The sequence below is a fragment of the Rhizobium aureum genome (assembly GCF_030182495.1).
GTDB lineage: Bacteria > Pseudomonadota > Alphaproteobacteria > Rhizobiales > Rhizobiaceae > Rhizobium > Rhizobium tropici_C.
In genome coordinates this window covers 125862-152180 of sequence record NZ_JAQJCI010000003.1, presented here as the reverse complement: position 1 = coordinate 152180, position 26319 = coordinate 125862, and the positions used below count along the sequence as shown (strand labels likewise).

Annotated in this window: 22 protein-coding genes and 1 riboswitch; of the genes, 11 read left to right on the top strand and 11 right to left on the bottom strand. The window is 60.4% G+C overall.

The window, feature by feature from the left end:
• Positions 1–147: 147 nt before the first annotated feature.
• Positions 148–735, top strand: coding sequence for a transglycosylase SLT domain-containing protein (locus PH552_RS09495; RefSeq protein ID WP_112341537.1), 588 nt, complete (start codon positions 148–150; stop codon positions 733–735).
• Positions 736–766: 31 nt separating this feature from the next.
• On the opposite strand, the gene PH552_RS09490 is transcribed toward PH552_RS09495, so the two are convergent.
• From PH552_RS09490 to PH552_RS09480, 3 genes are all read right to left on the bottom strand, one after another.
• Entirely contained in the window at positions 767–2029 is a 1263-nt protein-coding gene (locus PH552_RS09490; RefSeq protein WP_113249694.1) for a Gfo/Idh/MocA family protein, read from the bottom strand.
• A 256-nt stretch (positions 2030–2285) separates the two neighbouring features.
• Positions 2286–3707: an enolase-like domain-containing protein gene (locus PH552_RS09485; RefSeq protein WP_113249695.1), complete on the bottom strand. Its 1422-nt coding sequence runs from the start codon at positions 3705–3707 to the stop codon at positions 2286–2288.
• A 460-nt stretch (positions 3708–4167) separates the two neighbouring features.
• Complete coding sequence (locus tag PH552_RS09480) at positions 4168–4863, bottom strand: TetR/AcrR family transcriptional regulator (protein WP_113249631.1); 696 nt, start codon at positions 4861–4863, stop codon at positions 4168–4170.
• A 180-nt stretch (positions 4864–5043) separates the two neighbouring features.
• Here PH552_RS09480 and PH552_RS09475 point away from each other — a divergent pair, with 180 nt between their 5' ends.
• From PH552_RS09475 to PH552_RS09450, 6 genes are all read left to right on the top strand, one after another.
• A complete protein-coding gene (locus PH552_RS09475) occupies positions 5044–6327 on the top strand; it encodes an ABC transporter substrate-binding protein (RefSeq protein WP_113249630.1) in 1284 nt (427 codons plus the stop codon).
• Between the two features lie 61 nt (positions 6328–6388).
• Positions 6389–7300, top strand: coding sequence for a carbohydrate ABC transporter permease (locus PH552_RS09470; protein ID WP_210260659.1), 912 nt, complete (start codon positions 6389–6391; stop codon positions 7298–7300).
• Positions 7293–8177: a carbohydrate ABC transporter permease gene (locus PH552_RS09465; protein WP_112341546.1), complete on the top strand. Its 885-nt coding sequence runs from the start codon at positions 7293–7295 to the stop codon at positions 8175–8177. Before PH552_RS09470 ends, PH552_RS09465 begins: the two co-directional genes overlap by 8 nt.
• 73 nt (positions 8178–8250) lie before the next feature.
• A complete protein-coding gene (locus PH552_RS09460; protein ID WP_113249628.1) occupies positions 8251–9276 on the top strand; it encodes a Gfo/Idh/MocA family protein in 1026 nt (341 codons plus the stop codon).
• Positions 9277–9283: 7 nt separating this feature from the next.
• Positions 9284–10354: a Gfo/Idh/MocA family protein gene (locus tag PH552_RS09455; RefSeq protein WP_112341550.1), complete on the top strand. Its 1071-nt coding sequence runs from the start codon at positions 9284–9286 to the stop codon at positions 10352–10354.
• A 44-nt stretch (positions 10355–10398) separates the two neighbouring features.
• Positions 10399–11478: an ABC transporter ATP-binding protein gene (locus PH552_RS09450; RefSeq protein WP_113249641.1), complete on the top strand. Its 1080-nt coding sequence runs from the start codon at positions 10399–10401 to the stop codon at positions 11476–11478.
• A gap of 64 nt (positions 11479–11542) precedes the next feature.
• On the opposite strand, the gene PH552_RS09445 is transcribed toward PH552_RS09450, so the two are convergent.
• The 7 genes from PH552_RS09445 to epmA form a co-directional block, all read right to left on the bottom strand.
• Positions 11543–14011 (bottom strand): glycoside hydrolase family 2 protein, encoded by a 2469-nt coding sequence (locus PH552_RS09445; protein WP_285165898.1) that lies wholly within the window; start codon positions 14009–14011, stop codon positions 11543–11545.
• Between the two features lie 76 nt (positions 14012–14087).
• Entirely contained in the window at positions 14088–15047 is a 960-nt protein-coding gene (locus PH552_RS09440; protein ID WP_112341732.1) for a DUF1839 family protein, read from the bottom strand.
• 8 nt (positions 15048–15055) lie between these two features.
• Positions 15056–15964 (bottom strand): amino acid--[acyl-carrier-protein] ligase, encoded by a 909-nt coding sequence (locus PH552_RS09435; RefSeq protein WP_113249626.1) that lies wholly within the window; start codon positions 15962–15964, stop codon positions 15056–15058.
• A 5-nt stretch (positions 15965–15969) separates the two neighbouring features.
• Positions 15970–17163, bottom strand: a complete 1194-nt coding sequence (locus PH552_RS09430) for an acyl-CoA dehydrogenase family protein (RefSeq protein ID WP_112341553.1) — start codon at positions 17161–17163, stop codon at positions 15970–15972.
• Entirely contained in the window at positions 17163–17414 is a 252-nt protein-coding gene (locus PH552_RS09425; RefSeq protein ID WP_112341555.1) for an acyl carrier protein, read from the bottom strand. The genes PH552_RS09430 and PH552_RS09425 overlap by 1 nt, the downstream gene beginning before the upstream one ends.
• A 357-nt stretch (positions 17415–17771) precedes the next feature.
• On the bottom strand, positions 17772–18824 hold the full coding sequence (locus PH552_RS09420; protein WP_285165896.1) for a lysine-2,3-aminomutase-like protein: 1053 nt from the start codon (positions 18822–18824) through the stop codon (positions 17772–17774).
• A complete protein-coding gene (gene epmA, locus PH552_RS09415) occupies positions 18821–19885 on the bottom strand; it encodes an EF-P lysine aminoacylase EpmA (protein ID WP_285165895.1) in 1065 nt (354 codons plus the stop codon). The genes PH552_RS09420 and epmA overlap by 4 nt, the downstream gene beginning before the upstream one ends.
• A 152-nt stretch (positions 19886–20037) precedes the next feature.
• On the opposite strand from epmA, the gene efp reads away from it, so the two are divergent.
• Positions 20038–20607 carry an elongation factor P gene (efp, locus tag PH552_RS09410; protein WP_069611558.1) on the top strand — a complete coding sequence of 190 codons (570 nt, stop codon included), beginning with the start codon at positions 20038–20040 and terminating at the stop codon, positions 20605–20607.
• 115 nt (positions 20608–20722) lie between these two features.
• On the opposite strand, the gene PH552_RS09405 is transcribed toward efp, so the two are convergent.
• Entirely contained in the window at positions 20723–22573 is a 1851-nt protein-coding gene (locus PH552_RS09405) for an ABC transporter ATP-binding protein/permease (protein ID WP_112341560.1), read from the bottom strand.
• 164 nt (positions 22574–22737) lie between these two features.
• Between PH552_RS09405 and PH552_RS09400 the strand changes: the two genes are divergently transcribed.
• From PH552_RS09400 to PH552_RS09390, 3 genes are all read left to right on the top strand, one after another.
• Complete coding sequence (locus PH552_RS09400; protein ID WP_113249623.1) at positions 22738–23580, top strand: AAA family ATPase; 843 nt, start codon at positions 22738–22740, stop codon at positions 23578–23580.
• A 276-nt stretch (positions 23581–23856) separates the two neighbouring features.
• Positions 23857–23934: riboswitch (SAM riboswitch) on the top strand.
• A 47-nt stretch (positions 23935–23981) separates the two neighbouring features.
• Positions 23982–24908 carry a homoserine O-acetyltransferase MetA gene (metA, locus tag PH552_RS09395; RefSeq protein WP_112341563.1) on the top strand — a complete coding sequence of 309 codons (927 nt, stop codon included), beginning with the start codon at positions 23982–23984 and terminating at the stop codon, positions 24906–24908.
• Positions 24909–24911: 3 nt separating this feature from the next.
• Positions 24912–26105 (top strand): vWA domain-containing protein, encoded by a 1194-nt coding sequence (locus PH552_RS09390; RefSeq protein ID WP_183761578.1) that lies wholly within the window; start codon positions 24912–24914, stop codon positions 26103–26105.
• Positions 26106–26319 lie beyond the last annotated feature (214 nt).

Sequence of the window (26319 nt, the reverse complement as noted above, 5' to 3'; positions counted from 1 at the left end):
AATCATTCCGCGCTAGCAATCTCATAAGCGTAGGTCCGCCAAAGGCTCGGTCTCGAATTTTCGGAAAGGATCATACGCCGGCAGGTTGTTGCTGCGTATCTCGTGCCTTTGAAAGACGCACGGCGCAGCAATGAAGAGGTTCTAGCAATGCGTACCCGCGTCCTTTCCATTCTGGCCGTAATGCTGCTCGGCGTGCTAGCGGGCTGCGCCACCGCACCCCGACATACCCGCAACATCTGCGCGATCTTCGACCAGCGCGATGGCTGGTTCAACAATTGGCAGCGCGCAGCCGAACGCACGGAACGCAAATACGGCGTGCCGGTGCCGATCCTGATGGCGACGATCTATACCGAATCCGGCTTCCGGCCGCGCGCCCGCCCGCCGCGGCGCTATTTGCTCGGCTTCATTCCCTGGAAGCGTCCGACGACGGCTTACGGCTATTCGCAGGCACTCGACGGCACCTGGGACAAGTACAAGCGCGAAACCGGCAACTGGACGGCAAGCCGTACCAACTTCGCCGACGCCATCGACTTTGTCGGATGGTATCACTACCAGACGCATTTGCAGACGGGCGTTGCGCTGAATAACTCCTACGATCTCTATCTCGCTTATTACTCAGGCCCGAAGGGCTACTTACAGGGATCGTGGCGCGGCAATTCGACCGCACTTGCCGGGGCCAGACGCTTCAACGGCATGACGCGAATTTACGCGCAGCAGCTGCCGAGCTGCAGCTGATTTCGAAACGCGAAAGCTCAATACCGCGGCCCTAAGGCCGCGGCTCCAGCAGATTGAGACCGCCATCTTCGCCCCAGATATCGGCGACCGACACCTGCTGGCCGGTGCGGCTGCTCTGCAGCGCGGCAATGCCACAAAGAACCGACATCGCCCCTGCCCGCGAACCTGCTCGCTGCTTGAGTTCGTCATTCGGGCCGGAGCGAAGCAGCATGTTGCGCAGTCGATCGTCGCCGCCATAGTGCCCGCCGGACGAATGCGGCACCCATATGCGCTCGACATCGCCGGAATTCTTCATGACGACGATCTCGTCGGCCGGCGGTGTCGTCCAGTTCTGCTTCTCATATTGCCGGAGCTCGATGCGCCCCTTGTGTCCGTTGAAGGCGATGTGATGACCTTCGATCGGCATATAGGTATTCAGGGAATAGGAGACGTTGATGCCGTTGCGATAGCGGATGGATGCCACCATCGTATCGGGGATATCGATATCCTCGCGGAAGACGCAGGCATCGCGCACATAGCCGTCGACGGTCGATGGATCCTCATAGAGACTTTCGAGCAGTGGCGTCGCGCTGATGTCGAGATAATAGTCGCATTCGCCCTTGTAACGACAGGTGCGACAGCGCTCGCCGCGGAACGGGCCTTTGCGGCCATAATGCTTGAGATCGGCAAAAGCGGCGACCGTTTCCGGATCGGAATCCAGATACCAGTTCAGAAGGTCGAAATGATGCGTCGCCTTATGAACGAAGAGACTGCCGGAATTTTCGACATAAGCATGCCAGCGGCGGAAGTAATCGGCGCCATGGCTTGTATCGAGATACCAATGGAAGTCGACCGAGGTGACATTGCCGACGACGTCGGAATTGATCAGCTCCTTGATCTTCGCAGCGGTCGGCGCGAAGCGGTAGTTGAAGGAGATATCCAACCGTTTGCCGGTGCGCGCCTCGGCATTGAGAATGCGTTTGATCTTCTCGACCGTCGTCGTCATCGGCTTCTCGCTGATGACATCGGCGCCCGCCTCCATCGCCTTGACGATCAGGTCGTCATGGGTGGAATCGCGGGTGCAGACGATGACGAGATCCGGCTTTTCCGTCCGCAGCAGCTCGTCGAAGTCGGTATAGATGGGCACCGATGCGCCGATATACTGCAGCGCCCGCTTCGCGCGCATGGCATTGAGATCGCACACCGCCACGAGTTCGACCTCGTTGCTCCAACGCTCGACCAGATCCTTGCCCCACATGGTCGTGCCACGATGGCCAGTGCCGACGAGGGCGTAACGTTTTTTCGATGGCTGCATCTGCTCCTCCACAATCTGCGAACAGCGATAATGAGGCCTGGGCGGCCTGAACTTACCTCAGCGAAGTGCCCCTCACCCGACCCTCTCCCTGCTTGCGGGGAGAGAGGGCTTTCCCACCAAATCAGCACCCAACCCGCGTCCTGAACTTGAATGTCTTACCCTAGCCCTCTCCCCGGGCGCGGGAAGAGGGCTAGGGTAAGGGGCCAGGCACGGGGGCAGGACGCCAACGCAGACCCTCATTACTCTGACTAACGTCCTATGCCGGCGACCTCTCCATCGCCGTCCAATCCGGCTCCACCGATGAACCAAGTCCGATAGCACCGATAACGGAGCTGATCGCGAGTTGCCCCGCCTCGATCCGCAGCCGCGTGCGGTCATTGCTGACGCGGTAGAGATCGGAATGCGCCTCGGCGAAAGCTGCCTGCTCCGCCTCGGGCGCACCAGCCATGCCGTCGACATAGTGATGACCGTTGCGTTCGATATGTGTCATGCCGATGAGGGAAGCGAGCGCCAGATCCTGCTGCACGGCAAGGCCGCCCTGCGTGGTCAGATCCTCGGCCGACATGAAATAGGGAATGCCGTCCTCAGCGCTCCATTTGGCGACACGCGCCCGGTTCAATAGCGAGCGATAGAAGCCCTTGCAGGATTTGGAGGATATGCCGGTATAGCCGAGTCGCCTCGCCGTGACGAACGCACCGATACCGGCATCGGATTCATCGATCTCCACCGGCCTGAAGGCGGCTAGCGCGTTGACCGGCTTCTCGAAGGCATGCGCGCGGGCGATCGGCTGCTCGACGAACAGGATCGAAGAGGCGAAACGCGCAAGCCTCGGCTCCTCCTTCACACGGGAAAGCAGATCGGCAACGGCTTCGGCGGAGGAAAATTGTTCGTTGCCGTCGAGCGTCACCGAATAGTTCGGCACCTTGGCGTCGATGACGGCAGCGACGCGGCAAAGGCGGTCGATATCCGCATCGGGAACGCCCGACACCTTCACTTTGAAGAACGTCAGCCCATAGGCGTCGATCGCCTCTTCGAAACTTTCCGGCAGGCCGTCGTTCAGCCGCTCGCTTGCCGGAATATCATCGGGCACGATGGCATCGACCAGGCCGACAGTATGGCGGGCGGCAAGGCCTACGGATGGCTGCAAAGTCGCAAGGAAACCTGAGAGATCGAAACCCGAGAGATCGTGCGCGGTGGAAGCATCGATGGCGGGACGGTTCGCCTTGATCGCTTGCGCGACGGTCAGCCCTTCCAGCCGGCAGAGTGCATCGAGAATAGCCCGGTTGGCTAGTGCCAGGCCGAAGGATGCGACAAGCCCGTTCAGCTTCTCGGCTGCCGCTTGCGCATGATGCGAGGCCTCGACGGCGGCATGCAGGCCAAAAGCCGTTCCCACACCCGCACCTCTCAGCGAATCGAGCGCCAGAGCCAGCGAACGCCGCAGCTGGTTTTCATTGTCGGCATTGGAAAGCTCGGGCGATTTGTCGAACCATTTCGGCACCATCAACTCGGCGGCCATCCCCTCGGCCGAGCGCCCTAGCGCATTCTCGATGCGTACGCGCAGAAAAATCTGCCGCGCCTCGCGCAAGGTTGCTGCACCGAAACGGAAGGGCAGCCGCAGCTTGACCGGACGCTCAAATGTCTCGGCCTCGACAAGCCTGATGGTCAATGGTTCGATCATGATGCTGGTCGGCTCCTGTGATTGTCAGGCAAGTCTATTCGTGTACGCATTGCGTTGCATTGCCCCTCACCCCAGCCCTCTCCCCGCCCCTTCGACAAGCTCAGGGCGGGGAGAGGGAATCTTCCAGCCGATATCCAGCTCGAAATAGGGATAGCTAGTCGGCTTGCTCTGTCGCCCCTCTCCCCGTTTCAGCGGGGAGAGGGCTGGGGTGCGGGGCTATTCAGTTCATTGCAGAAACAGTTGTACCGTCAGCCGGTCGCATCACCTTGTGGCAGGCGATGGATCATGTCGATACGACAGGCTTCATGATTATCCTCCATGCCTGGTTCCCTCCAGAACCAGGAAAAGCAAATGCTTGGTCACCCAAGCAATGTAACCATATAGTTACAAGATCGCGCGTTGCCGTCAACCTTGTCAATCGCCTTTTGAAAATTTCTCCAAACCATCACGGTAGGATCACCTACGCCCGGATTGAAGCGAGCGTGACGGCAACGATATGCTCACCCCAGTCATTCAGCGCATCCGGCGACGTTAGCTTCCGCGCGAAAATTGTCGACAGCGTATGGCGGTTCGACAGATAGAAAAAGCCGAGTGCCGCGATCGTGAGATAGACGGATATGGGATCGACCGCCGGCCGGAAAATACCAAGTACCTCCCCACGGCGCAGCACGTCCGCGAGTTCGTCGATCAGATGCGAATGCATGGCCGACACTTTGTCGGAGCGCTGCAGATAATGCGCATGATGTAGGTTCTCGGTGGCAAGCAGGCTCAGAAACTCAGGATGCGCGAGAAAATGCCGCCATGTGAACAAGGCGAGTTCGCGCATTCCCTCCTCCGGATGGCGACGGGCGAGATCGAGCTGCTTTTCTGCATTACGGATCGTCGCATAGCTCGCCTCCAGCACGGCGAGATAGAGCCCCTCCTTGTCGCCGAAATAATGATAGAGCATCCGCTTGTTGGTCTGCGCCCGTGCGGCGATCGCATCCATGCGAGCGCCGCCGAAACCATGGGCGGCAAATTCTTCCGTCGCCGCGTCCAGGATTGTGGCATGGGTGCGTTGCGGATTGCGTGAGACCTTCGTCGTTTGCGTCTTTACAGTCTTGCCGGCGTCGGCTTCTGCTTTATTTCCAGTCTGTTGCCGCGCCTTGGCCGCCATGGACGATCTCCTTCCCGATCGGGGCTGCAGCAATGGACGCCCACCGCCGCGCATAGGCCCGTTTTGATTGTGACGCGATTGGCGCTTGACAGCGGTCGCGTTTCTATCCAACTTGTAACCAAATAGTTATATCATGCAAAGCAGTTCGTAAATCATCGGTTCACTGGGGAGGAGACCAGGATGACGTTGACGATCGACCGCCGGCAGTTGCTAGCCGGCATGGCAGCCACGCTTGCCTTCAGCTGTATGGGACTTTCGAGCGCCAATGCGGCAACCGCGATGCGCCTTCTTTGGTGGGGGTCGAAGGAGCGCAGCGACCGGACATTTGCAGCCGTAAAGGCCTATCAGGCCAAGAATCCGGATATCACCATCGCCGGCGAATCCTTCGGCTGGGACAGCTATTGGACGCGCTTGGCCACCCAGACCGGCGGCGGCAATGCCCCCGACCTCATCCAGATGGATTACCGCTACATCTTCGAATATGCCCGTCGCGGCGCGTTGCTCGACATGACGCCTTATCTCGGCAAGAGCCTGGCAATCGAGGATTTCGGCACGGCCAACATCGATTCCGGCAAAGTCGACAACAAGATTTACGGTGTCAGCCTCGGCGTGAATTCCTCAATGGTCGTCGTCAATACTGCCGCCTGGAATGAAGCCGGCGTCGAGCCGCCGCATGACGGCATGACATGGGAGCAGCTCGGCGAGGCCTGTGCCAAGGTGACGGCTGCCAAGAAACGCCGTGGCTTCTATGGCACGGCAGATGCCGGCGGCAGCGAGCCGGCTTTGGAATGCTGGCTGCGCCAGCGCGGCAAGGCTCTCTATACGGCTGACGGCAAGCTGGCTTTCGAAGCCAGGGATGCCACCGAATGGTTCGACTTCTGGGGCCATATGCGAGAGATCGGCGCGTGCACGCCAGCCGACGTCCAGGCGCTGGACCAGCAGACCCTCGAAACCGACATGCTCGTGACCAAGAAGGCAGCGGTCAGCTACGCACATTCCAACCAGTTCGTCGCCATTCAGGGCCTTGTCAAGGAGAAGCTCGATATCGTCTCCTATCCGGCCAATGCCGACAGCAAGCCCGGCCAGTATCTGAAACCGTCGATGCTGATGTCGGTTTCGGCCACGTCCGCGAACAAGGATGCCGCCGTCGCCTTCGTAAACTACCTGGTCGAAGACCCGGAAGGCACCAAGGCGCTCGGAGTCGAGCGCGGCGTTCCGCCTTCGAAAAAAATCCGCGATCTCCTGACCCCGGGTCTGGATCCCGTCAGCAAACAGGTGGTCGACTATATCGGCCGGTTGACGCCGCGTGTCGGAGCGCTACCGCCGTCTCCACCGAACGGCGCCGGCGAGAACGCTTTCCTGCTGAAGAAGATCGCCGAGGAGGTGGCCTTCGGCAAAACCAGTGCACAGGACGCTGGCACGAAGTTCACCGAACAGGCAGCAGCAAACATTACGCGAGGCTGACACCGTGGGTACAAACAGCAAGAGCGTTGCCGGCGGCTTGGCCGTCGGCGCGCGCGCGCCGTTGCGCGTTGAAACTGCCTATAAAGCGCCGAGCGCATTCGCGCGCAACGCACCCGGCTATCTCTTCCTTCTGCCGTGGTTCATCGGCTTCTTCGGACTGACCCTCGGGCCGGCGATCGCCTCACTCTATCTCTCCTTCACCGATTACAATCTGCTGCAGGCGCCGAACCTCGTCGGTATGGAGAACTACGTGCGGATCGCGACGGCCGATGACAAATTCCTGTCGTCGATGAAGGTGACGCTGTTCTACGTCGTCTGTTCGGTGCCGCTGAAGCTCGCCTTCGCGCTGCTGGTGGCGCTGCTGCTCAACCGCGGTATCAAGGGCCTACCGGTTTACCGTGCCATCTTCTACCTGCCCTCGCTTCTCGGCTCCAGCGTCGCGATCGCGGTGCTGTGGCGGCAGATCTTCGATGCCGACGGCATCGTCAATACCCTCCTCTGGTACGCCTTCGGCATCAACGGGCCGAGCTGGATCTCCAATCCGGACTATTCGCTCTACACACTCATCATCCTGGCCATCTGGCAGTTCGGTTCGCCAATGATCATCTTCCTCGCCGGCCTGCGCCAGATCCCGACCGATCTCTACGAGGCCGCCAGCCTCGACGGAGCTTCCAAGGCGCGGATCTTCTTCAAGATCACCCTGCCGCTTCTGACGCCGGTCATTTTCTTCAATGCCGTGGTCCAGACGATCGACGCCTTCAAGGCCTTTACGCCGGCCTATGTGATTTCATCCGGCACCGGCGGCCCGATCGATTCGACGCTGTTCTACACGCTCTATCTCTACCAGGAAGCCTTCGGCTATTTCCGCATGGGTTATGCCTCGGCGCTGGCCTGGATCCTGGTGATCATCATCGCGATCTTCACCGCCTTTTCCTTCCTCTCCGCTCGTTATTGGGTCCACTACGATGACTGACGCGAAGCTCACTCATTTTGCCGACGACATGAAGCCGCCGCGCGAGCGCCCGTGGTTCCTCTCCGTCCTCATCCACGTCGCTCTCGTCGCCGCGTCGATCGTGATGCTCTATCCGCTGCTGTGGATGCTCTCGGGCTCGATCAAGGACCAGAACGAGATCTTCGGCACGGCATCGCTGATCCCTTCGCAATTCGATTTCAGCGCCTATGCCCGCGGCTGGTTCGGCGGACAGGTCACCTTCGGCAAGTTCGTCTGGAATTCAGCCGTCATCGCCGTGCTTTCGGTCATCGGCAACGTCATCTCTTGCTCGCTGGCGGCTTACGCCTTCGCCCGACTAAATTTCTGGGGCAAGAATTTCTGGTTCGCCCTGATGCTGGGCACGCTGATGCTGCCCTATCACGTGACGCTGATCCCGCAATATATCCTCTTCCTGAAGCTCGGCTGGGTGAAGACCATGCTGCCGCTCGTCGTGCCGAAATTCCTCGCGGTCGATGCCTTCTTTATCTTCCTGATGGTGCAGTTCTTCCGCGGCATTCCCCGTGAACTGGACGAGGCCGCCATGATGGATGGCTGCAGCCCATGGCGCATCTACTGGCGCATCATGCTGCCTCTGTCGCTTCCCGTTCTGGCGACGGCCGCCATCTTCTCCTTCATTTGGACCTGGGACGATTTCTTTGGACCGCTGATCTACCTCTCGGACATCAACACCTACACGGTACAGCTCGGCCTGCGCTCCTTCGTGGACTCCACGGGAAGTTCCGATTGGAGCAGCCTGTTTGCCATGTCGAGCCTGTCGCTGATCCCGGTCTTCCTGATCTTCCTCTTCTTCCAGAGGCTGCTGATCGACGGCATCGCGACCGCCGGCCTCAAACGCTGATTACGAACCTCGCAGCCCCGAATACCCAAGATTTGGGGCTGCGAACCAACAAACCCACGAAAGGAAATGTCGCATGAGCGCGCTGCGCTTCGCCGCCATCGGCCTCAATCACGATCATATCTACGGCCAGGTCAACGTCATGCTGCGGGCCGGCGCCGAACTCGTCGCCTTCCATGCGGTGGAGGACGATCTCGCCGCCACCTTCGCCGAACGCTTCCCGCAGGCGAAACGCGTTGCCGATAAAAGGGAAATCCTCGAAGACAGCTCCATCGCGCTGATCGTCAGCGCCGCGATTTCCAGCGAGCGCGCCGACCTTGCTATCGAGACCATGCGCCACGGCAAGGACGTGATGCTCGACAAGCCCGGCATGGTGACGCTGGATCAGCTCGCTGAAGTGCGAAAAGTGCAGGCCGAGACCAAGCGCATCGTCTCCATCCTCTATTCCGAGCATTTCGAGACGGCATCGACGGTCAAGGCCGGTGAACTGGTGAAGGCTGGCGCTATCGGCAAGGTCATCCACACGACCGGCCTCGGGCCGCACCGTCTGCGCAAACCGACCCGGCCCGACTGGTTCTTCGACCGCAAGCGCTATGGCGGCATCATCGCCGACATCGCCTCGCATCAGTGCGAGCAGTTCCTGTTCTTTGCAGACTCCCTTGAAGCCGAGGTGCTGTCGGCAACGGTGTCCAACCGCGCCAATCCGGAAACGCCGGGCCTGCAGGACTATGGCGATTTTCATGTAAGGACGCCCGACGTCACGGGCTATGTCCGCGTCGACTGGTTCACGCCGGACGGGCTTTCCACCTGGGGGGACGGCCGCCTCTTCATCGTTGGCACCGAAGGCACGATCGAGCTGCGCAAATATATCGATGTCGCCGGTCGGCCCGGCACCGACCATCTCTTCCTCACCGACCGCAAGGGCATGCAGCATATCGACTGCAGCGGTGTGGAACTGCCCTATGGCCGCCAGCTTGTTGACGACGTCAGAGATCGCACCGAAACCGCGATGAGCCAGGAACATTGCTTCAAAGCCATGGAGCTGGCGCTGAAGGCGCAGGCGCTTGCCGAGGCAACATCGCTCAACAGCATTCAAAGGTAATTGCGTCATGTCCGACATCAAGAAAGTCGCGATCATCGGCCTTGGCATCGGCCGCTCTCATATCGTCGAAGGCTATCTGCCGCATCCGGATCGCTTCGAAGTCGCCGTCCTTTGCGATCTCAACGAGGAACGCCTGAACGCCGTCGGCGACGAGTTCGGCATCGGCAGACGCCTCAAGGATTTCTCCGAAGTCCTCAACATGCCCGATATCGACATCATCGACATCTGCACGCCGCCCGGCTCGCACTTCCAACTGATCATGCAGGCGCTTGCCGCCGGCAAACACGTGGTCTGCGAAAAGCCGCTCGTGGGATCGCTCGCCGATGTCGATGCGGTCATCGAGGCCGAAAAGACCGCCAAGGGCCGGCTGATGCCGATCTTCCAATATCGCTATGGCGACGGCATCCAGAAAGCCAAGCGTATCATCGCTTCAGGCATTGCCGGCAAACCCTATGTCGCAACGTCGGAGACGCATTGGGTACGCGGCGCCGACTATTATGCGGTCCCCTGGCGCGGCAAGTGGGACACCGAACTCGGCGGCGTGCTGATGACGCACTCTATCCATCTGCACGACATGCTGACCTATCTGATGGGGCCGATCGCGGGCCTCTTTGGCCGTGTTGCCACCCGCGTCAACGATATCGAGGTGGAAGATTGCGCCAGCGCCAGCCTGCTGATGGAAAACGGCGCGCTCGCCACCATCAGCGCGACGCTCGGCTCGCAGGAGCAGATCAGCCGCCTGCGCCTCGCCTTCGAAAACGTCCTGATCGAGAGCAACCACGAGCCCTACAGCCCCGGCCAGGACCCCTGGAAGATCATCCCCGCCAATGAGGAGATCGGCGCGAAGATCGATGCGCTGCTCACCGATTGGTCGCCGATCCCCAACCGTTTCAACACGCAGATGAGGCTGTTCCACGACGCGCTGGTGTCGGGCGGACCGCTGCCGGTGACCACAGTCGATGCCCGCCAGGCGCTGGAGTTGGTCACCGCATTCTATGAATCGTCGGAAACCCGCACTGAAGTCCGCTTCCCCGTCGGGCCGGAAGCCAAGAAATACAAGAGCTGGAGGCCGTCATGAACGTTGCTCCGCGAGCCATCAGGACCAACAAGGAGGAAGCGCCCATGGCGACAAGCGTATCGCTGCAGAAGGTTATCAAGCGCTATGGCGAGCTCCAGGTGGTTCACGGGATTGACCTCGAAATCGAGCCGGGGGAATTCACCGTCTTCGTCGGTCCCTCCGGCTGCGGCAAGTCCACGCTCCTGCGCATGATCGCTGGCCTCGAGCCGATTTCCGGCGGCGGGCTTTATCTTGACGGCAGCCGCATGAACGATGTCCCCGCCTCCAAACGCGGCATCGCCATGGTCTTCCAGTCCTATGCGCTCTACCCCCATATGACCGTCTACAAAAACCTTGCCTTCGGCCTGGAAACGGCCGGCATGAAGAAGCAGGACATTCATCCGCGCGTCGAAAAGGCGGCCGAGATCCTGCAGATCAAGCAGCTGCTGCAGCGCAAGCCAAAGCAGCTCTCCGGCGGTCAGCGCCAGCGCGTCGCCATCGGCCGCGCCATCGTGCGCGAACCGAACATCTTCCTCTTCGACGAGCCGCTCTCGAACCTCGATGCCGAACTGCGCGTGCAGATGCGCGTCGAGATCGCCCGCCTGCACCAGCGGCTCGGCAATACCATGATCTACGTCACCCACGACCAGACCGAGGCCATGACGATGGCCGATAAGATCGTGGTGCTGAACGGCGGCAAGATCGAGCAGGTCGGCGCGCCGCTCGACCTCTACAACAAGCCGAAGAACAAGTTCGTCGCCGGCTTCATCGGCTCGCCGAAGATGAACTTCCTCGACGCGAAGATCGTCGCCTCCGACGACGGCTCCGCCGTCATCGATCTTGCCGGCCAGACGGTGCGCCTGCCGCGCCGGCTGGGCAGCCTTCAGCCTGGACAGCCGGTGACCCTCGGCGCCCGCCCGGAGCACCTGAACGTCGGCGATCGCGGCCTGGCGCTCGGCAATGCCCGCGTCGATCTCGTCGAACATCTCGGCGGCCAGACGATCCTCTACGTCACGCTGCATGGCGGTCAGGCGCTGACGGTTGCGCTAGAAGATCAGCAGGCCATCCGCGCCGGCGAGACAGTTAGCATTCACATCGATCCCGAGCGCTGCCATCTGTTCGGGCCGGATGGGGTGACGCTGTAGGAGAGCTGGCGCAGGACCGATCTCGACCCTAGCGGGCGAGATAACTCCTCGTGCCCGCCATCACCTACACCTCGACGATCCGCCGGCTGCCGACGGAGCGGATTTGCCCGGATGGAATGACCTCGGCCGGAACGCCTTCCCGCCGGTACAGCAGAATCCGCCGGCTGCCTGGCGCAAGATGGAACCAGTCATCCTCGGCCCGATAGGTTTCCAGATCGATCTGCACCGATTGCGCCAGTTGATTAGTGCTGAGATCGAGGAACCAGTCCTCGCCCTCCTGCACTGCCGATGCCGTGATTTCGGCATCGTGGAATGCCTTGGTGCGGCCAAGCGGGAAGTAAAAGGCCTCGGCAATCACCGCGCCGGTTACCGAATTCGTCAGCCGCGCGACAGTGACATCGTGCGACGGTGGTCCGAAACGGAAAGCGTAGGTCGTGTCGAAGAAGGCGCCGAAAAGATCAGTGCAGGCTATCTTTTGCTTGCCGCGTGCTTCGAGCACCAGATCGCGGCCGCCACCGACGACGACCTGACGGCCATCGCGCAGGCAGGAGACTTCGACGGTCAGATCGAGCGCCGCATCGCTCTCGTTGATGACATGTACGTCGAGACCGTTCGTGCCCTCGTCTATCAATAATACCTGCACCGGCCGGAAAGCGCGGCGCAGCCCATACCAGACCGGCTTCGGCTCCCCGATCGAATCGATCACACCCCAGCCGGCGCCGGGAAGCAGATCCTGCAGCGTCCAGACGAGCGCGCCGTTGCAGCCGGAGCCGTGACGGCGCCACTCGGCATAGGTCTCCTCAGCCACCTCGCCCGTCACCGCACGGGAGAGGTTGAGATAGAGATCCGGGTCTTCCCGCCGCAGTTTGTTCGGCTCGAAACCGTAAAGCTCCTGAAGATAATGATCGCGCACATCCTCGAAATCCCAGGATGCGCCGCGATCGCGCGGCACGCGCTCCTTCCATAGTGGGCTATGGACTGCCGGAACCGGCAGATGCTGGCTCAACGTACGGGCTTGCGGCACATGCGCGAAAGCCAGGCTCTCGGCGGCAAAACGAACATCGGCGCGGCGCGCATCGGCAAGCGGCCGCATATAGGCGCCGACGCCGTAATAATGCGTGACCCCGGCATTCGGCGAAAACGGCATCGGCCCGCCCGTTGGCGAATTGACTACATAGGGCACATCCGGCCGCAGCGATTGCACCAGCGGCGGGATGATTTCTTCGACGATGGGGCTTTTCCAGAACTGTTCCGGCAGACCCATCATGGCCGCCTGCTGGTGGATCTCGCTGCCGCCGCAAAGGATAGCCAGCGAGGGCGAGAGGCGTGTGCGGCTCAGAAACTGTGAAACCTCCGCCTCGACATGGACGTTGAACGCCTTGTCGGTCTTCGGATAGTCGAAATTGGCGAACATGAAATCCTGCCAGACCAGCAGGCCGAGTTCGTCACAGAGACGAAAGAATTCCGACGTCTCGTAAGCCATGGTGCCGCCGATGCGGATCATGTTCATGCCGGCCTCAGCCGCCAGCCGCAGCCAGGGTTCATAATCGTCGCGGCCGCCAGGCAGGCGTGCGATATCGGCCGTGGTCCAGACCGCGCCGCGGCAGAAAATCCGCTCGCCATTCACGACAAGAGCGAAATCCTGGCGATCGGCACCACGATCGATCGACAGCCGGCGAAACCCGGTCTGCCCAAGTGCGTGCTCGACTCCATTGACGACGAGGGCGACATCATGGAGTTGCGGCACGCCGTGCGTATGCGGCCGCCAGGGCGCTACATCGGGAATTTTCAGAATTGCGGTATAGCGGCCGGCGCTATCCTTTTCGAACGCCTGTTCCGTCTCTCCGCAGCGCAAAAGCAGCTCTTCAACATCGCTCTCGATCGAGAGCGAAGCGTAGAGCCTGCCCTCGCCATTCTCGAGCAGGTCCGGCCGCAAAGAGAGATCGCGAATAACGGGAGCGCCCGGCCGCAGCAGCGTAATCGGCCGCCATGGACCAACGGCCTGAACCTCCGGGCACCAGCCGGGCATATGGCCAAGCAACGTCGTGCGCACCATCCGCAGACCCTGCGGCGTGATCATCTGCGGCCGCCAGCGGGCGCGCGGACCCGGTTCGGAAAGCTTCGGCTCCAGCGCACGGAAGCAGAGCGCCAGCTCGTCACCGCCAAGCAGGATAACGTCGATGTCATGTGCCTCGAACATGCTTTCGGAAACAAGGATTTGCTGGCCGTTGAGGAAGACTTCGCAAAGCGTCGCCAGCCCCTCCAGCCGCAGCACCGCCTCGCCGGCCTCTGCATCCACCAGACGGCAGATGTACCAGGCATCGCGATCATGAAGAGGCTGTGGCTTTGTCCTATCGAAACGCCCCGCTTTTTCCAGTGCTTGCGCTGCCGTGCCCGGCACGGGCGCGGGGATGAAGCCAGACGTCAGCGGCACATCGGAGGGCGAGAGGCATGTGCCCGCCTCCGTCAGTACCAGATTCCAACCCTCGCTCAGCCTCATTCCGCCGCCGAGATCCGCCAAGCGCCCGCCCATGACATCTTCCGGGGGATTACCCCGCCCCAATATGTTCAGAAATGACCCAGCCGTATCGCGGTCAAACGGAAGCTTGTCAAAGCTTCCGTTCGAGCTCGCTCATCATGGAATCCCACGCATCGGCGGCCGGATCAAGCGCCGTGCGCAATGGCTCGAATTTCTTGCGCGTAATGGCGCGGGCAAGCTGGAACTGCACCGATTTTGCCGTCTCGGAAATTTTCCGCGCTTCGCCGGCCGCATTGCCCAGATCGGCCGCAAGCCAATCGAAATGGCTGCCGGCGAGCTCGAAATTGGCACCGAGCTGACGCAGCGTGTTGAAGGCATATTTATGAAAGAAGCCGAAAGGCCGTTCGGCGACCGCCTCCACCTGCGTCGGGAAGACCTCCGCGAAGGCGCGGATCGGATTGGCCTTGGGACGACGGCGGAAATGGAAAGACAGAAGCTGCCGCGCCGTCTGACGGATCGCGGCGTCGCTCGGTGCCTTCTCCGGAAATTTCGCAAATTCCGTATAGGGCAGGAATGGCAGATCTTCATCCGTCAGATGCAGCTGGAAGAGCCCGTCGAAATCTTCGCCCGACAATTGGAAGAACCCGCCATTGTGGAAATAGTCGACCGTGCGGCCTTCCATGTCGAGCCTGTTGATCGCCACCGTCGTCTTGCCGTGTTCGCGGCGATAGCCGACGCCCTGCGTATCCGGCATGAAGAAGGAATCCATCTCCACCAGGCAGAGCCGGCCACGGCCGATCTGCTCGGCGACATGGTTCTGCACCTTGTCGTAGATCGCAAGTTCGGTGCAGCGCACGCCATAGAGCGCTTCCAGATCCTCGAGCGGCACCTTGAAGAAGGTGAACTGGTCGCCCTCGAAATCCTGTGTCAGCGTGAAGCCGAGCATGGCTTCCGGCGGCAGCTCCAGGCGCGAAAGCACTTCGATCCAGAGATCGATATAGCAGTTGGTCTCGGGCCACATGCGCTCGCTGTCGTGCAGCGCATGTGGCTTGTAGGCGGCGGGATCCAGTCCCTGAAACACGGCTGCCATGGAAGCGATCAGCCCCACAGCGCCTTACGCACGCTCTCGGGCCATTCCTTGACGTCGAGACCGTGGGTGTGGAACAGCGCCAGCGCGATGCGCTCCAGGCCGAAACCGACGCAGGCCGTATGCACGACGCTGCCATCGGTGAAGTTCAAGCCCCACTTCGTGCCGAAGGCATCCTGGTGGTAGTTGAAGCTCATGCAGGCGGTCGGCTTGGCGGTCGAGGTGATCGGGATCAGCAGCTCGAACTTCAGGTTCTGGTCGCGCTGGTTGTTGGCGAGCATCTTGCCGGCCCGGCCGAAGAACGGATCGTTGGCGACATCTATGGTCACGTCGAGGCCAACGGCCTTCATCATCTCGACACCACGATCCATCCAGCTCTGGCGGAAATCCGTCACATGCTTTTCGCTGCCCATGCAGACATATTCGCGCATGCGGAAGAGCTGCTGGCGGGCCGGGTCCTTGGAGGGCTCGTGGCGGAAGCAATAGGACTGCAGGTCATAGAGCGCGCCGTCTTCCGGAATGGCGCCGCGCTTGGCAACGGTCGGATAGAGCGGATAGCAGGCGGCCGGCGTCAGCACGATATCGGTCGCCTGCTGGTCTTTCGTCCAGTCGTCGCCGACTTCCATGCACTTCAGCAGGCTCATGTGATCGAGTTCGTTGCCGCAGAAGCTGTGCACCGTGCCGGCGAGCTGCGGGAAGCTCTTCATGTAGCCGCTCTTTTCGAAGAAGGCGCGGTTCATGCCGGGCGGAAAACGGATGGCCTCGGCGCCATCGGCGCCGCCGAATTTGTCGATCAGCCGCTCAAAGGCGGAAATGACATCTTCGAACTGGCCGCTGCGGCCGTAGAGTCCATCAACGCCGGTGTCGATCAGGAGACCGGAATCGAAAAGGCGGTCGAGAAACGATGTTTGCATATCCATGACGGTTACCCCAACAGGCTGGTATCTTGTTTGTGGACGAGCAGCATGGTCGACGTATTGCCGAGAATGCGGTCATTCGAGATCATTAATTGCGCCGAGTGCGCGTCGCGCAGGTGGCGGCCGAGGCTGTAGGGCGTACCGTTCTTGTAGCCCATGATGCCGCAGATCAGCATCGCATGATTGATGATCGGCAGGATCATCTCCGACGATGCGATCTTGACGTTGTTCATCGCCACGGCGAAGGCCATCGACGACAGGCGGTCCGCGTCGAGTTTCGCCTCTTCATAGGCCTTCAGCCCGGCAACCACATTGGATTTCACCATCTGCAGCATGCTGGAGGCTTCGGCGAGACGCAGTGCGCCGGGCGGCGGTGCGCCGGGAGACTTGCGGGCAGCGGCACGAACAAAAGCCTGTGCACGGGAAACCGCATCAGCGGCGATGCCATACCACACACCGCTCCAGAGCAGGTGCGAACTGGCTAGCATCGATTGCGCGGCGATCTCGGCAAACGGCTTTGGCAGGATCTGCTTGGCCGGCGCCACGCCCTTGAATAGGAAACCGTCGGAGCAGGTACCGCGCATGCCGAGCGTGTTCCACTCGACCGTGCGCTTGATCTCGTATTGATCTCTAAGGAAACAGGTCAGCACCTGATCGGAAGACGCCGCCTCGGCATGGCTGCGCGAGGTAATCAGAATGGCGTCGGCATGGGCGCCGTATGAAATGACGGTCGCATCCTTTTCGAGGGTGCAGGTATCGCCTTCGACCTTGATGGCGCAGATGCTGTTGCGCAGATTGCCGCCGATCCCGCCCTCGGTCGTCGCCGAGGCAAGCAACAGCTGTTCCCTGGCGATGCGGCGCATGAAATCGCGGTGCCAGTCGCTATCGACGCCGTGCTCGACCAGGCTCGACAGCTTGATCTGATGCATGGCGAAGACCATGGCGCTGGCGGCGCAGGCCTGACCGAGGATCGAGCAGAGCTCGGCGATTTCGGTCATCGATGCGCCTTCACCGCCGAGATCGGCGGGGATCTGAATGGAGAGCAGCTTTTCAGCGCGCATCGCGTCGACAGCTTCGCGTGGGAACCGGCCTTCGGCATCGACGGCATCGGCGTGTTGGCTGGCGATCGCTGCGACTCGGGCGGCACGTACCGCCGCTCCCTCGCCCGTCCCAACCTCAAGTAGAGCGACCGCCGCAGTCATCAGGCGACCTTTCTGCTGTCCAGGATCATGCCGACGGTTCTTTCGATCGCGGCGATGCTGGCGAAGGACTTGCGATTCAGCAGGTTGTCGGGAAATTCGATGTCGAAGGCTTCCTCGATGCCGAGCATCAACTGTACGGAAGCGAAAGAAGACAGGCCGGTCGCGTAAAGATCAGCATCATCTTCGATCTGATCGATAGTAACAGGAAGCGCACCGAACTTGGCCAGCAAATCGCGAATCGTCTTGTTCATAATCTAGTCCCTTCTGGCAATTGCAAGCATAACCGAAGTCATGCCGTCTTATCGTTCGCCAAGAAGTAACAGGTAAAATAGAACATTCCGCTAAGCGACGTGGTAAATACAAACGACTTATACTTCGTAGAAAATTGCTATATTCAACAATTTTCTGATTAAAATTTACCTTCCGTAAGCCATATAAATGATGACTTCCACGCAAATATTAAATTTACCTAATATTATGCCATGTCGATTTTTGGAAGAGCGAGGTCCCGAAGAGGGTTAACGCACCAAAATTCGCCACTACGTTTTATTCGAAAATCATCATCACAATCAGAGCGTCAGTCCAATATAAGATCGTAAGTATGCACTTTAGCTTTGCGGCGGATAGATATGCTCGCCGCCGCGATAGTCTGAAATCGAGTAGCAACCTTCACCCGTTTCACGGACGGAACTCTGGCCGATATCGGCTTTGCCGTAGCCACCGGGGATATCGAGAATGTAAGTGGGCTGGCAAAGGCCGGAAATACGGCCGCGCAGTGCCGCGACGATCGCTTGCCCCTCGGCGATCGTCAGGCGGAAGTGGCTGGTTCCGGGCGCAAGGTCAGGATGATGCAGATAATAAGGCTTCACCCGCGTTTCGACGAAAGCCTTCATCAGCGCCGCCAGCACCTCCGGATCGTCGTTGACGCCCTTGAGGAGAACCGACTGGCTGATAAGCACGATGCCCGCATCGACCAGCCGGGCACAGGCGGCGCGCGCCTCCTCCGTCAGTTCTCGCGGATGATTGGCATGCAGCGCCACATAGATGGTCTTGCCGCTCGCCTTCAGCGCCGTAATCAGCGCCGCATCGACCTTCAGGGGATCGACGACCGGAATACGGGTGTGAAAGCGGACGATCTTCACGTGATCGATCTCGGCAAGCTGCCCGAGAATCTCTTCCAGCCGGCGCGGCGAAAGCACCAGCGGATCGCCGCCGGTCAGGATGACCTCCCAGATCTCCTGATGGTCGCGGATATAGGCAAAGGCGCCGTCCAGCGCCTCGCCATCCAGCGTGCCGAGCCCTTGGGGGCCGACCATCTCGCGGCGGAAACAGAAGCGGCAATAGACCGGGCAGACATGTACGGCCTTCAGCAGCACGCGATCCGGATAGCGATGCACAATGCCCTCGACCGGGCTATGCGCGTGATCGCCGATCGGATCAGCCCGCTCCTCCGGCATGACGCGCAATTCGGCAGCATCGGGCACGAACTGCCGAGCAATGGGATCGGCGGAGTTTGCGGGATCGATCAGCCGCGTCACGGTCGGCGTCAGGGCAACGGCATAGCGTTCCGCCACCGCTTCGAGCGCGACCGCCTGATCGGCATCGATCAGCCCGGCGCGCTCAAGCTCTCCGATGGTCCGGATCGGGCGCACCACATTCATGCGTCATACTCCGCCACCGGAGCCCACAGCACCTGCTCGATCCGTGAGGCGCCGGTTGCCAGCATCACGAGCCGGTCGAAACCCAGCGCAATGCCGCTTGCGTCAGGCATGACTGCAAGCGCCTTCAGAAACTCCTCATCCAGCGGATAGGTCTCGCCATAGACGCGCTGCTTTTCCGCCATCTCGATCTCGAAGCGGCGGCGCTGCTCTTCGGCATTGGTCAGTTCGCCGAAGGCATTGGCAAGCTCGACGCCGCAGGCATAGAGCTCAAAACGCTCGGCGACACGATGATCCCTGGCCGATGGCCGCGCAAGCGCCGCTTCGGAAACGGGATATTCGTCAAGGATCGTGGCACGGCCGAAGCCCAGATTCGGCTCGATCTTCTCGACCAGCACACGGCTGAAGAGATCCTGCCACAGGTCGTCGTCGGCAACGCGGATGCCCGCCTGGCGCATATCCGCCGCTAGACGCTCGCGATCGGTCGATCCGTCAAGGCCGATGGAGGCAAAGAGATCGATGCCGGCATAGCGCTCGAAAGCAGCGGCCACGCTGATGCGCTCGGGCGGCAGGAACGGATCGGTTTCTGCGCCGCGATAGCTGAATTTCTTCGCCCCGACGGTCTCGGCCGCAAGCCCCAGGATTGCGGCGCAATCGGCCATCAGGACCTCATAGCCTTCGCCGGCCCGATACCATTCGAGCATGGTGAATTCCGGATGGTGCAGCGGCCCTCGCTCGCGATTGCGGTAGACATGGGCGAAGCAGGCAATGCGCTCCTCGCCCGCCGCAAGCAGTTTCTTGCAGGCGAATTCCGGCGAGGTGTGCAGATAAAGCGGCAGCGCCTTTCCGTCTGTCGTCAGCGCCTCCGTCTCGAAGGCGTGCAGATGCGCCTCGTTACCCGGCGATACCTGCAGTGTCGCCGTATCCACCTCGATGAAGTCGTTGCGGGCAAAGAAAATGCGCAATGCAGCCTGGATGGCATTGCGGCCAATGAGGAACGGCCGCCGGTCCGCATGGACATTGCGGGTCCACCAGGGGGACGCTTTGCTCGTCTTCGGCTTCATTCCTAGCTTTCTTCGTGGCACGAGCCACGCAAGGGGGTGGCAATTTCCATTGATTTAGGGTAGTTGCGCCCCCAAGCAAACAATTGCTGCGTCTCGGAGAGCATTTCGACAGTCCCTCTACGACGCAAAACGCAGCGTTACAAGGAAGTCTTATGGTCAAGGTCATCGCCTCTTCGGTCCGCAAGGGCAACGTTCTCGACGTCGACGGCAAGCTCTACGTCGTTCTCACCGCACAGAACTTTCATCCAGGCAAGGGCACTCCGGTCACCCAGGTCGACATGCGCCGCATCGTCGACGGCGTGAAGGTGTCCGAGCGCTGGCGCACCACCGAACAGGTCGAGCGCGCCTTCGTTGAAGACGTGAACTTCCAGTACCTCTATGAAGACGGCGAAGGCTTCCACTTCATGAACCCGGCCACCTACGACCAGGTCGTCGTCGATGCCGAAACCATGGGCGACCAGAAGGCCTATCTCCAGGAAGGCATGACCTGCATCCTGTCGATCCACGAAGGCGTTCCGCTGGCGCTCGAACTGCCGCGTCACGTCACGCTCGAGATCACCGAGACGGAACCGGTCGTCAAGGGCCAGACGGCATCGTCTTCCTACAAGCCGGCTATGCTGTCCAACGGCGTGCGCACCATGGTGCCGCCGCACATCAACGCCGGCACCCGCGTTGTCATCGCGACGGAAGACAATTCCTATGTCGAGCGCGCCAAGGACTGACCTCGGCCGCCCACATGCATGGAAAACGCCTCGTCCTGGTGACGGGGCGTTTTGCATTTGGGGTGTATGGAGATCAAATCGAACTCGTAAAGGCGCGCGGCATCACGAATTCACGTTATGGGGCACTGGCCTTTTTCTGATTCTTCTGCGCCGCGCTGACGGTTTCCGGCTGCGTATCGATCTCGATGCTATGCTCATGCGGCGCCAAGGTCTGCAAATGCAGGAGGCGCGGCGACATGGCCTGCATGAAGGCCTCGGAGCGGCCGATATAGATCAAGGTCGCATCCGGTAGTTCGGCCAGCAGGGCACAGGCCTTGGCCTGAACTTCAGCCTCCAGCCCTTCCAGGGCATCATCCAGGATGACCCATTTCGGCTTTGCCAGCAGCAGATGCGCAAAACCGATGGCCTTCTGTTCTTCCGTATCCAGCAATCGATCCCAGCGGGCCTGCGTGTCGAGGCGGCTCTTGAGGCGACCAAGACCCACCGTGTCCATGATGGCATTGACGGCGGCATCGTCATAAGCGTCGCGATCCTCGGGAAAGCAGATCGCTTCTCTCAACGTGCCGCTGGGAACGTAGGGCGTATGCGGCATGAACAGCATATCGTCCATCGGCGGCAAGCTCACAGTGCCGGAACCGCTGTACCACTGATGCGCCAGCACCTCGAACAGCAGCCTGCGGTTCACGCCGTGATCGCCGTTGATCATGACATGCTCGCCGGCATGGATGGTGACGGTGCCTTCGGCAATCGAGAAACCGTTTTCCGTGGCCTCGTCATTGGTTTTCGTGGAAACTTCCAGATCGGTCCATACCATCGTTCCAGGCGGCGCCTTATCGAAGACGAGCGTATGCGGCATCGGCGTCTTGTCGTCCATTTCCGTCAGCGCCTTGCGGAAATCGGTGACGCGCATCAGCGTCGCACGCCATTCGGCGATCGGGCCGAAATTGGCAACATACCAGCGCAATGCCGAATTGACCTGATTGAAGGCGCCAACGGCCACCATCAGCTGACCGAAGGTCAGACCGCCGGAGAAATAGGCGGGGGCGGCAACGAGGATCGGAATAATCAGCACCAACCAGCCATAGCCTGCGGAGACCCAGGTCAGATTGGTATTGGCGATGGCAAGCTGGCGGATGACGCCAAGAACGGCTGATATATCGAGGTTGATCCGCCGCCGCTCGTTCTCCTCGCCACCGGCAATGGTGATCGCCGCCATGTGCTCGTTGGCATGCATGAGCGCAAAGCGCAGCTCGGCTTCTTTCGAATAGCGGTCCGCATTCAATCGCACCAGCCGGCGGCCGACGAACTGGCTGAGGAACGATGCCGATCCGGCATAGAGGATCGCGGCCCAGACCATGTAGCCGGGGATGGCAAAATTCATGCCGTTGACCTTGAACACCATGCCGCTGGACAGCTCCCAAAGCACGCCGATGAAGCTGAAGAGCAGGATCGTCGCCTGCACCAGACCGATGGCAAGCCCCGTCGTGCTTTCGGCGAGATTGCGGGCATCTTCATGCAGGCGCTGATCGGGATTGACGCCGATCAGCCCTGAGGAGGCGAGACGAAGCGCGCGCTTGGCCTGAAGCCACTGATTGACCAGATCGCGTGCCAGGCCTTCGCGCATATAGAGCGCGGTCATCTGGTTAAGCCAGGCCTGGACGACGTTGAGAACCAGAAGCGAGCCGGCGATGATGCCGAAGACGCCGAGCTGGTGGAAGAAGGCGGCGATATCGCGCCTTGCCAGCGAATCGTAAAAGGGAGCGTTCCAGCTGTTGAGCAGCACCTGGACATAGGCCGTGACCACGATGATTGCGAAAAGCGCGACGACAAGAATAATGAGCTTGATGCGGACCGGCGAATTCCAGAACGCGGAAAACATCATCCTCAACCGAAAGAAGAGGCTCAAATCGTATCCGACCTGCTCGTTCCCCTGCACATTCGGCTTGGCTTGCGTTTCAACTGCCATCAGCACTTCCCTGCGACCACATCCCGTCAGTTAACCATGACCCGCCCCCATGTCCATCCTTGCAATAGATCAGTGCGATCACGTTCCTATATACACGGTTTCGCGCCTTGAACCGAATTAGGTCAGCAATTAGCTTGCCGTTGAAAGATTGAGAAAGCCTTCCGATGCAATTTCAGGGAACGGCGGACTATATCGCCGACAAGGATCTGATGGTCGCCGTCAACGCCGCCATAAGGCTGGAGCGTCCGCTTCTGGTCAAGGGCGAACCCGGGACGGGCAAGACCGAACTCGCCCGTCAGGTGGCCGCAGCCCTTGGGCTCGATCTCATAGAGTGGAATGTCAAATCGACGACGAAGGCCCAGCAGGGCCTCTATGAATATGATGCGGTTTCGCGCCTGCGCGACAGCCAGTTGGGCGACATCAGAGTTCACGATGTCAGCAATTATATCCGCCGGGGCAAGCTGTGGCAGGCCTTCACCTCGCCGATGAAGTGCGTGCTGCTGATCGACGAGATCGACAAGGCCGATATCGAATTCCCCAACGACCTGCTGCAGGAACTCGACCGCATGGAGTTCCACGTCTATGAGACCGGCGAGACCATCCAGGCCGCCGTCCGCCCGATCGTCATCATCACCTCGAACAACGAGAAGGAACTTCCGGACGCCTTTCTGCGCCGCTGCTTCTTCCATTATATCCGCTTTCCCGACATGGAGACGCTGACGCGCATCGTCGAGGTTCACTATCCCGGTATCAAGCAGACGCTCGTCCGCGCGGCGCTGACGCAGTTCTTCGAAATCCGCGACGTACCGGGGCTGAAGAAGAAGCCGTCCACCTCCGAAGCGCTCGATTGGATCCGCCTGCTGGTTGCCGACGATATCGATCCGGAAACATTGCGTGCCGATGCGAAGAACGCGCTACCGAAACTGCATGGCGCGCTTCTGAAGAACGAACAGGATGTGCATCTGTTCGAACGACTGGCCTTCATGGCGCGGGGGCAAGGGAAATGATTCAGCCGGATGCTGCGCTTTCTGCCCACAAAACTGCAGAAGCCTTCTCCGACAGACAACGGGGTTATCACCCGCCCTCGCCCTTCGAGGCTCCGGCTTTCAGCCTGCGCACCTCAGGTGAGGTCTGATCTCCTGTGTCTTGGCGCGGACCCCTCTCTGCCTCACCCTGAGGTGCCCTGGTCTTGAGCGTCAGCGTAAAGGCCAGAGCCTCGAAGGGAGAGGCGGCCCCTACACTTGGAGTTAGCCCATTGACCCGCGGAAATGTCAGGTCTATTGAATTTCCCTCGTGGTGATTTGGCCGGCCGGCTTGCAGCCACGTTAAATAAGTCGCTAAAGGGCCGCGTGCGGACCGGTAGCGATTCTTATCGCGGCCGGTTTTTTTGTATTTGGCGAGTGAAACAATGCCCATCAAGATTCCCGATACGCTGCCCGCGTTTGAGACCCTCCAGAGCGAGGGTGTGCGGGTGATGACCGAAACGGTGGCGTTCCGTCAGGATATCCGCCCCCTTCAGATCGGGCTGCTCAACCTCATGCCGAACAAGATCAAGACCGAGGTCCAGATGGCGCGCCTGGTCGGCGCATCGCCGCTGCAGGTAGAGTTTTCGCTGGTGCGCGTTGGCGGCCACAAGGCCAAGAACACCTCGCAGGAGCATCTGCTTGCTTTCTACGAGACGTGGGAAGAGGTGAAGCACCGCAAGTTCGACGGCTTCATCATAACCGGGGCGCCGATCGAGCTGCTGGAATATGAGGACGTCACCTACTGGAACGAGATGCAGGAGATCTTGGATTGGACGACCACCAATGTCCATTCGACGATGAACGTCTGCTGGGGCGCAATGGCGGCGATCTACCATTTCCACCAGGTGCCGAAATACACGCTGAAGGAAAAGGCGTTCGGCGTCTATCGCCACCAGAACCTGAAGCCCTCCTCGGTCTATCTTAACGGCTTCTCCGACGATTTCGCCATTCCGGTGTCCCGCTGGACGGAAGTGCGCCGCGCAGACATCGAAAAAGTGCCTGGCCTGGAAATCCTGATGGACTCGAGCGAGATGGGCGTCTGTCTCGTGCACGAACAGGCTTGCAACCGGCTCTACATGTTCAATCACGTGGAGTATGATTCCACATCGCTGGCGGACGAGTATTTCCGGGATGTGAATGCGGGCGTGCCGATCAAGATGCCGCATAACTACTTCCCGCATAACGATCCCGAAATTCCCCCGCAAAACCGGTGGCGCAGCCACGCGCACCTGTTCTTCGGTAACTGGATCAACGAGATCTACCAGACCACGCCGTATGATCTGGAGGAGATCGGCCAGGAAAGGACTTGAGGCTTGTTCATTCCCTTCTTCCTAAAGCTGAAGGAAGCGAAGGTTCCGGTGACGCTCCGGGAGTTCCTGTCGCTGCTTGAGGGAATGGAAGAAGGGATTGCCGATTATGACGTCGAGGCCTTCTACTATCTGGCCCGCGCAACACTCATCAAGGACGAGCGCTTCATCGATCGCTTCGACCAGGTCTTCGCCGATTACTTTCGCGGCGTCGAGGTGATCGGCGGCAATGCCGATGGAGAAGCGGTGGAGCCGACCGCCCTTCCCGAGGAATGGTTGCGCAAACTTGCCGAGCGGCACCTGACCGAAGAGGAAAGACGGCAGATCGAGGCACTCGGCGGCTTCGACAAGCTGATGGAGACGCTGCGCGAGCGGCTGGCAGAACAGAAGGGCCGGCATCAGGGCGGCTCGAAATGGATCGGCACGGCGGGTACCTCGCCCTTCGGCGCCTACGGCTACAATCCGGAAGGCGTGCGCATCGGCCAGGAAACATCGCGCCATCGCCGCGCGGTAAAAGTCTGGGATCGGCGCGACTTCAGGAATCTCGACGACGGCGTCGAGCTTGGCACCCGCAACATCAAGGTAGCGCTAAAGCGCCTGCGCCGGTGGGTACGCGAGGGGGCGGCCGAGGAACTGGACCTCTCCGGCACCATCCGCTCTACCGCCGAGCATGGCTATCTCGACGTTCAGACACGGCCCGAACGCCGCAATGCCGTGAAGCTGCTGATGTTCTTCGATGTCGGCGGCTCGATGGACGACCATATCCGTGTCGTGGAGGAGCTCTTCTCCGCCGCCCGTGCGGAGTTCCGCCACATGGAGTATTTCTACTTCCACAACTGCCTCTACGAAGGCGTGTGGAAGGACAATCGCCGCCGGCGCGTCGACATCACGGCGACGGCCGACTTGATCCGCACCTTCGGTCCCGATTACCGCGTCGTTTTCGTCGGCGACGCCTCTATGAGCCCCTACGAAATCACTCAACCAGGCGGCTCGGTTGAGCATTGGAACAAGGAGGCTGGCGAGACCTGGCTCGCCCGAATGACGGGCCATTTCCGCAAATGCATCTGGATCAACCCCGTGCCGGAAAGCTATTGGGGCCATACGACCTCGATCTCGATGATCCGCCGGCTGATGACCGATCGCATGTATCCCCTGACGCTCGGCGGATTGGAAAAGGCGACGCGGGAACTGTCGCGCTGACCGATTAGCCTGGGCTTACAATAGTCAAGCGCGCACTGTTCTGCTGCACTCTCGTGCCTGGCCCCTCACCCCAGCCCTCTGCTTACGGGGAGAGGGTTAGGATGAGGGCCGTTACAGAAACCGGCGCTCTGTCATAGGCATTGCATACTTCCGGTGCAGCGTAGCGTCTCGAAAGCCGGACGGAACCTTGATCCCCTTTAGCCTGCCCCTAAAT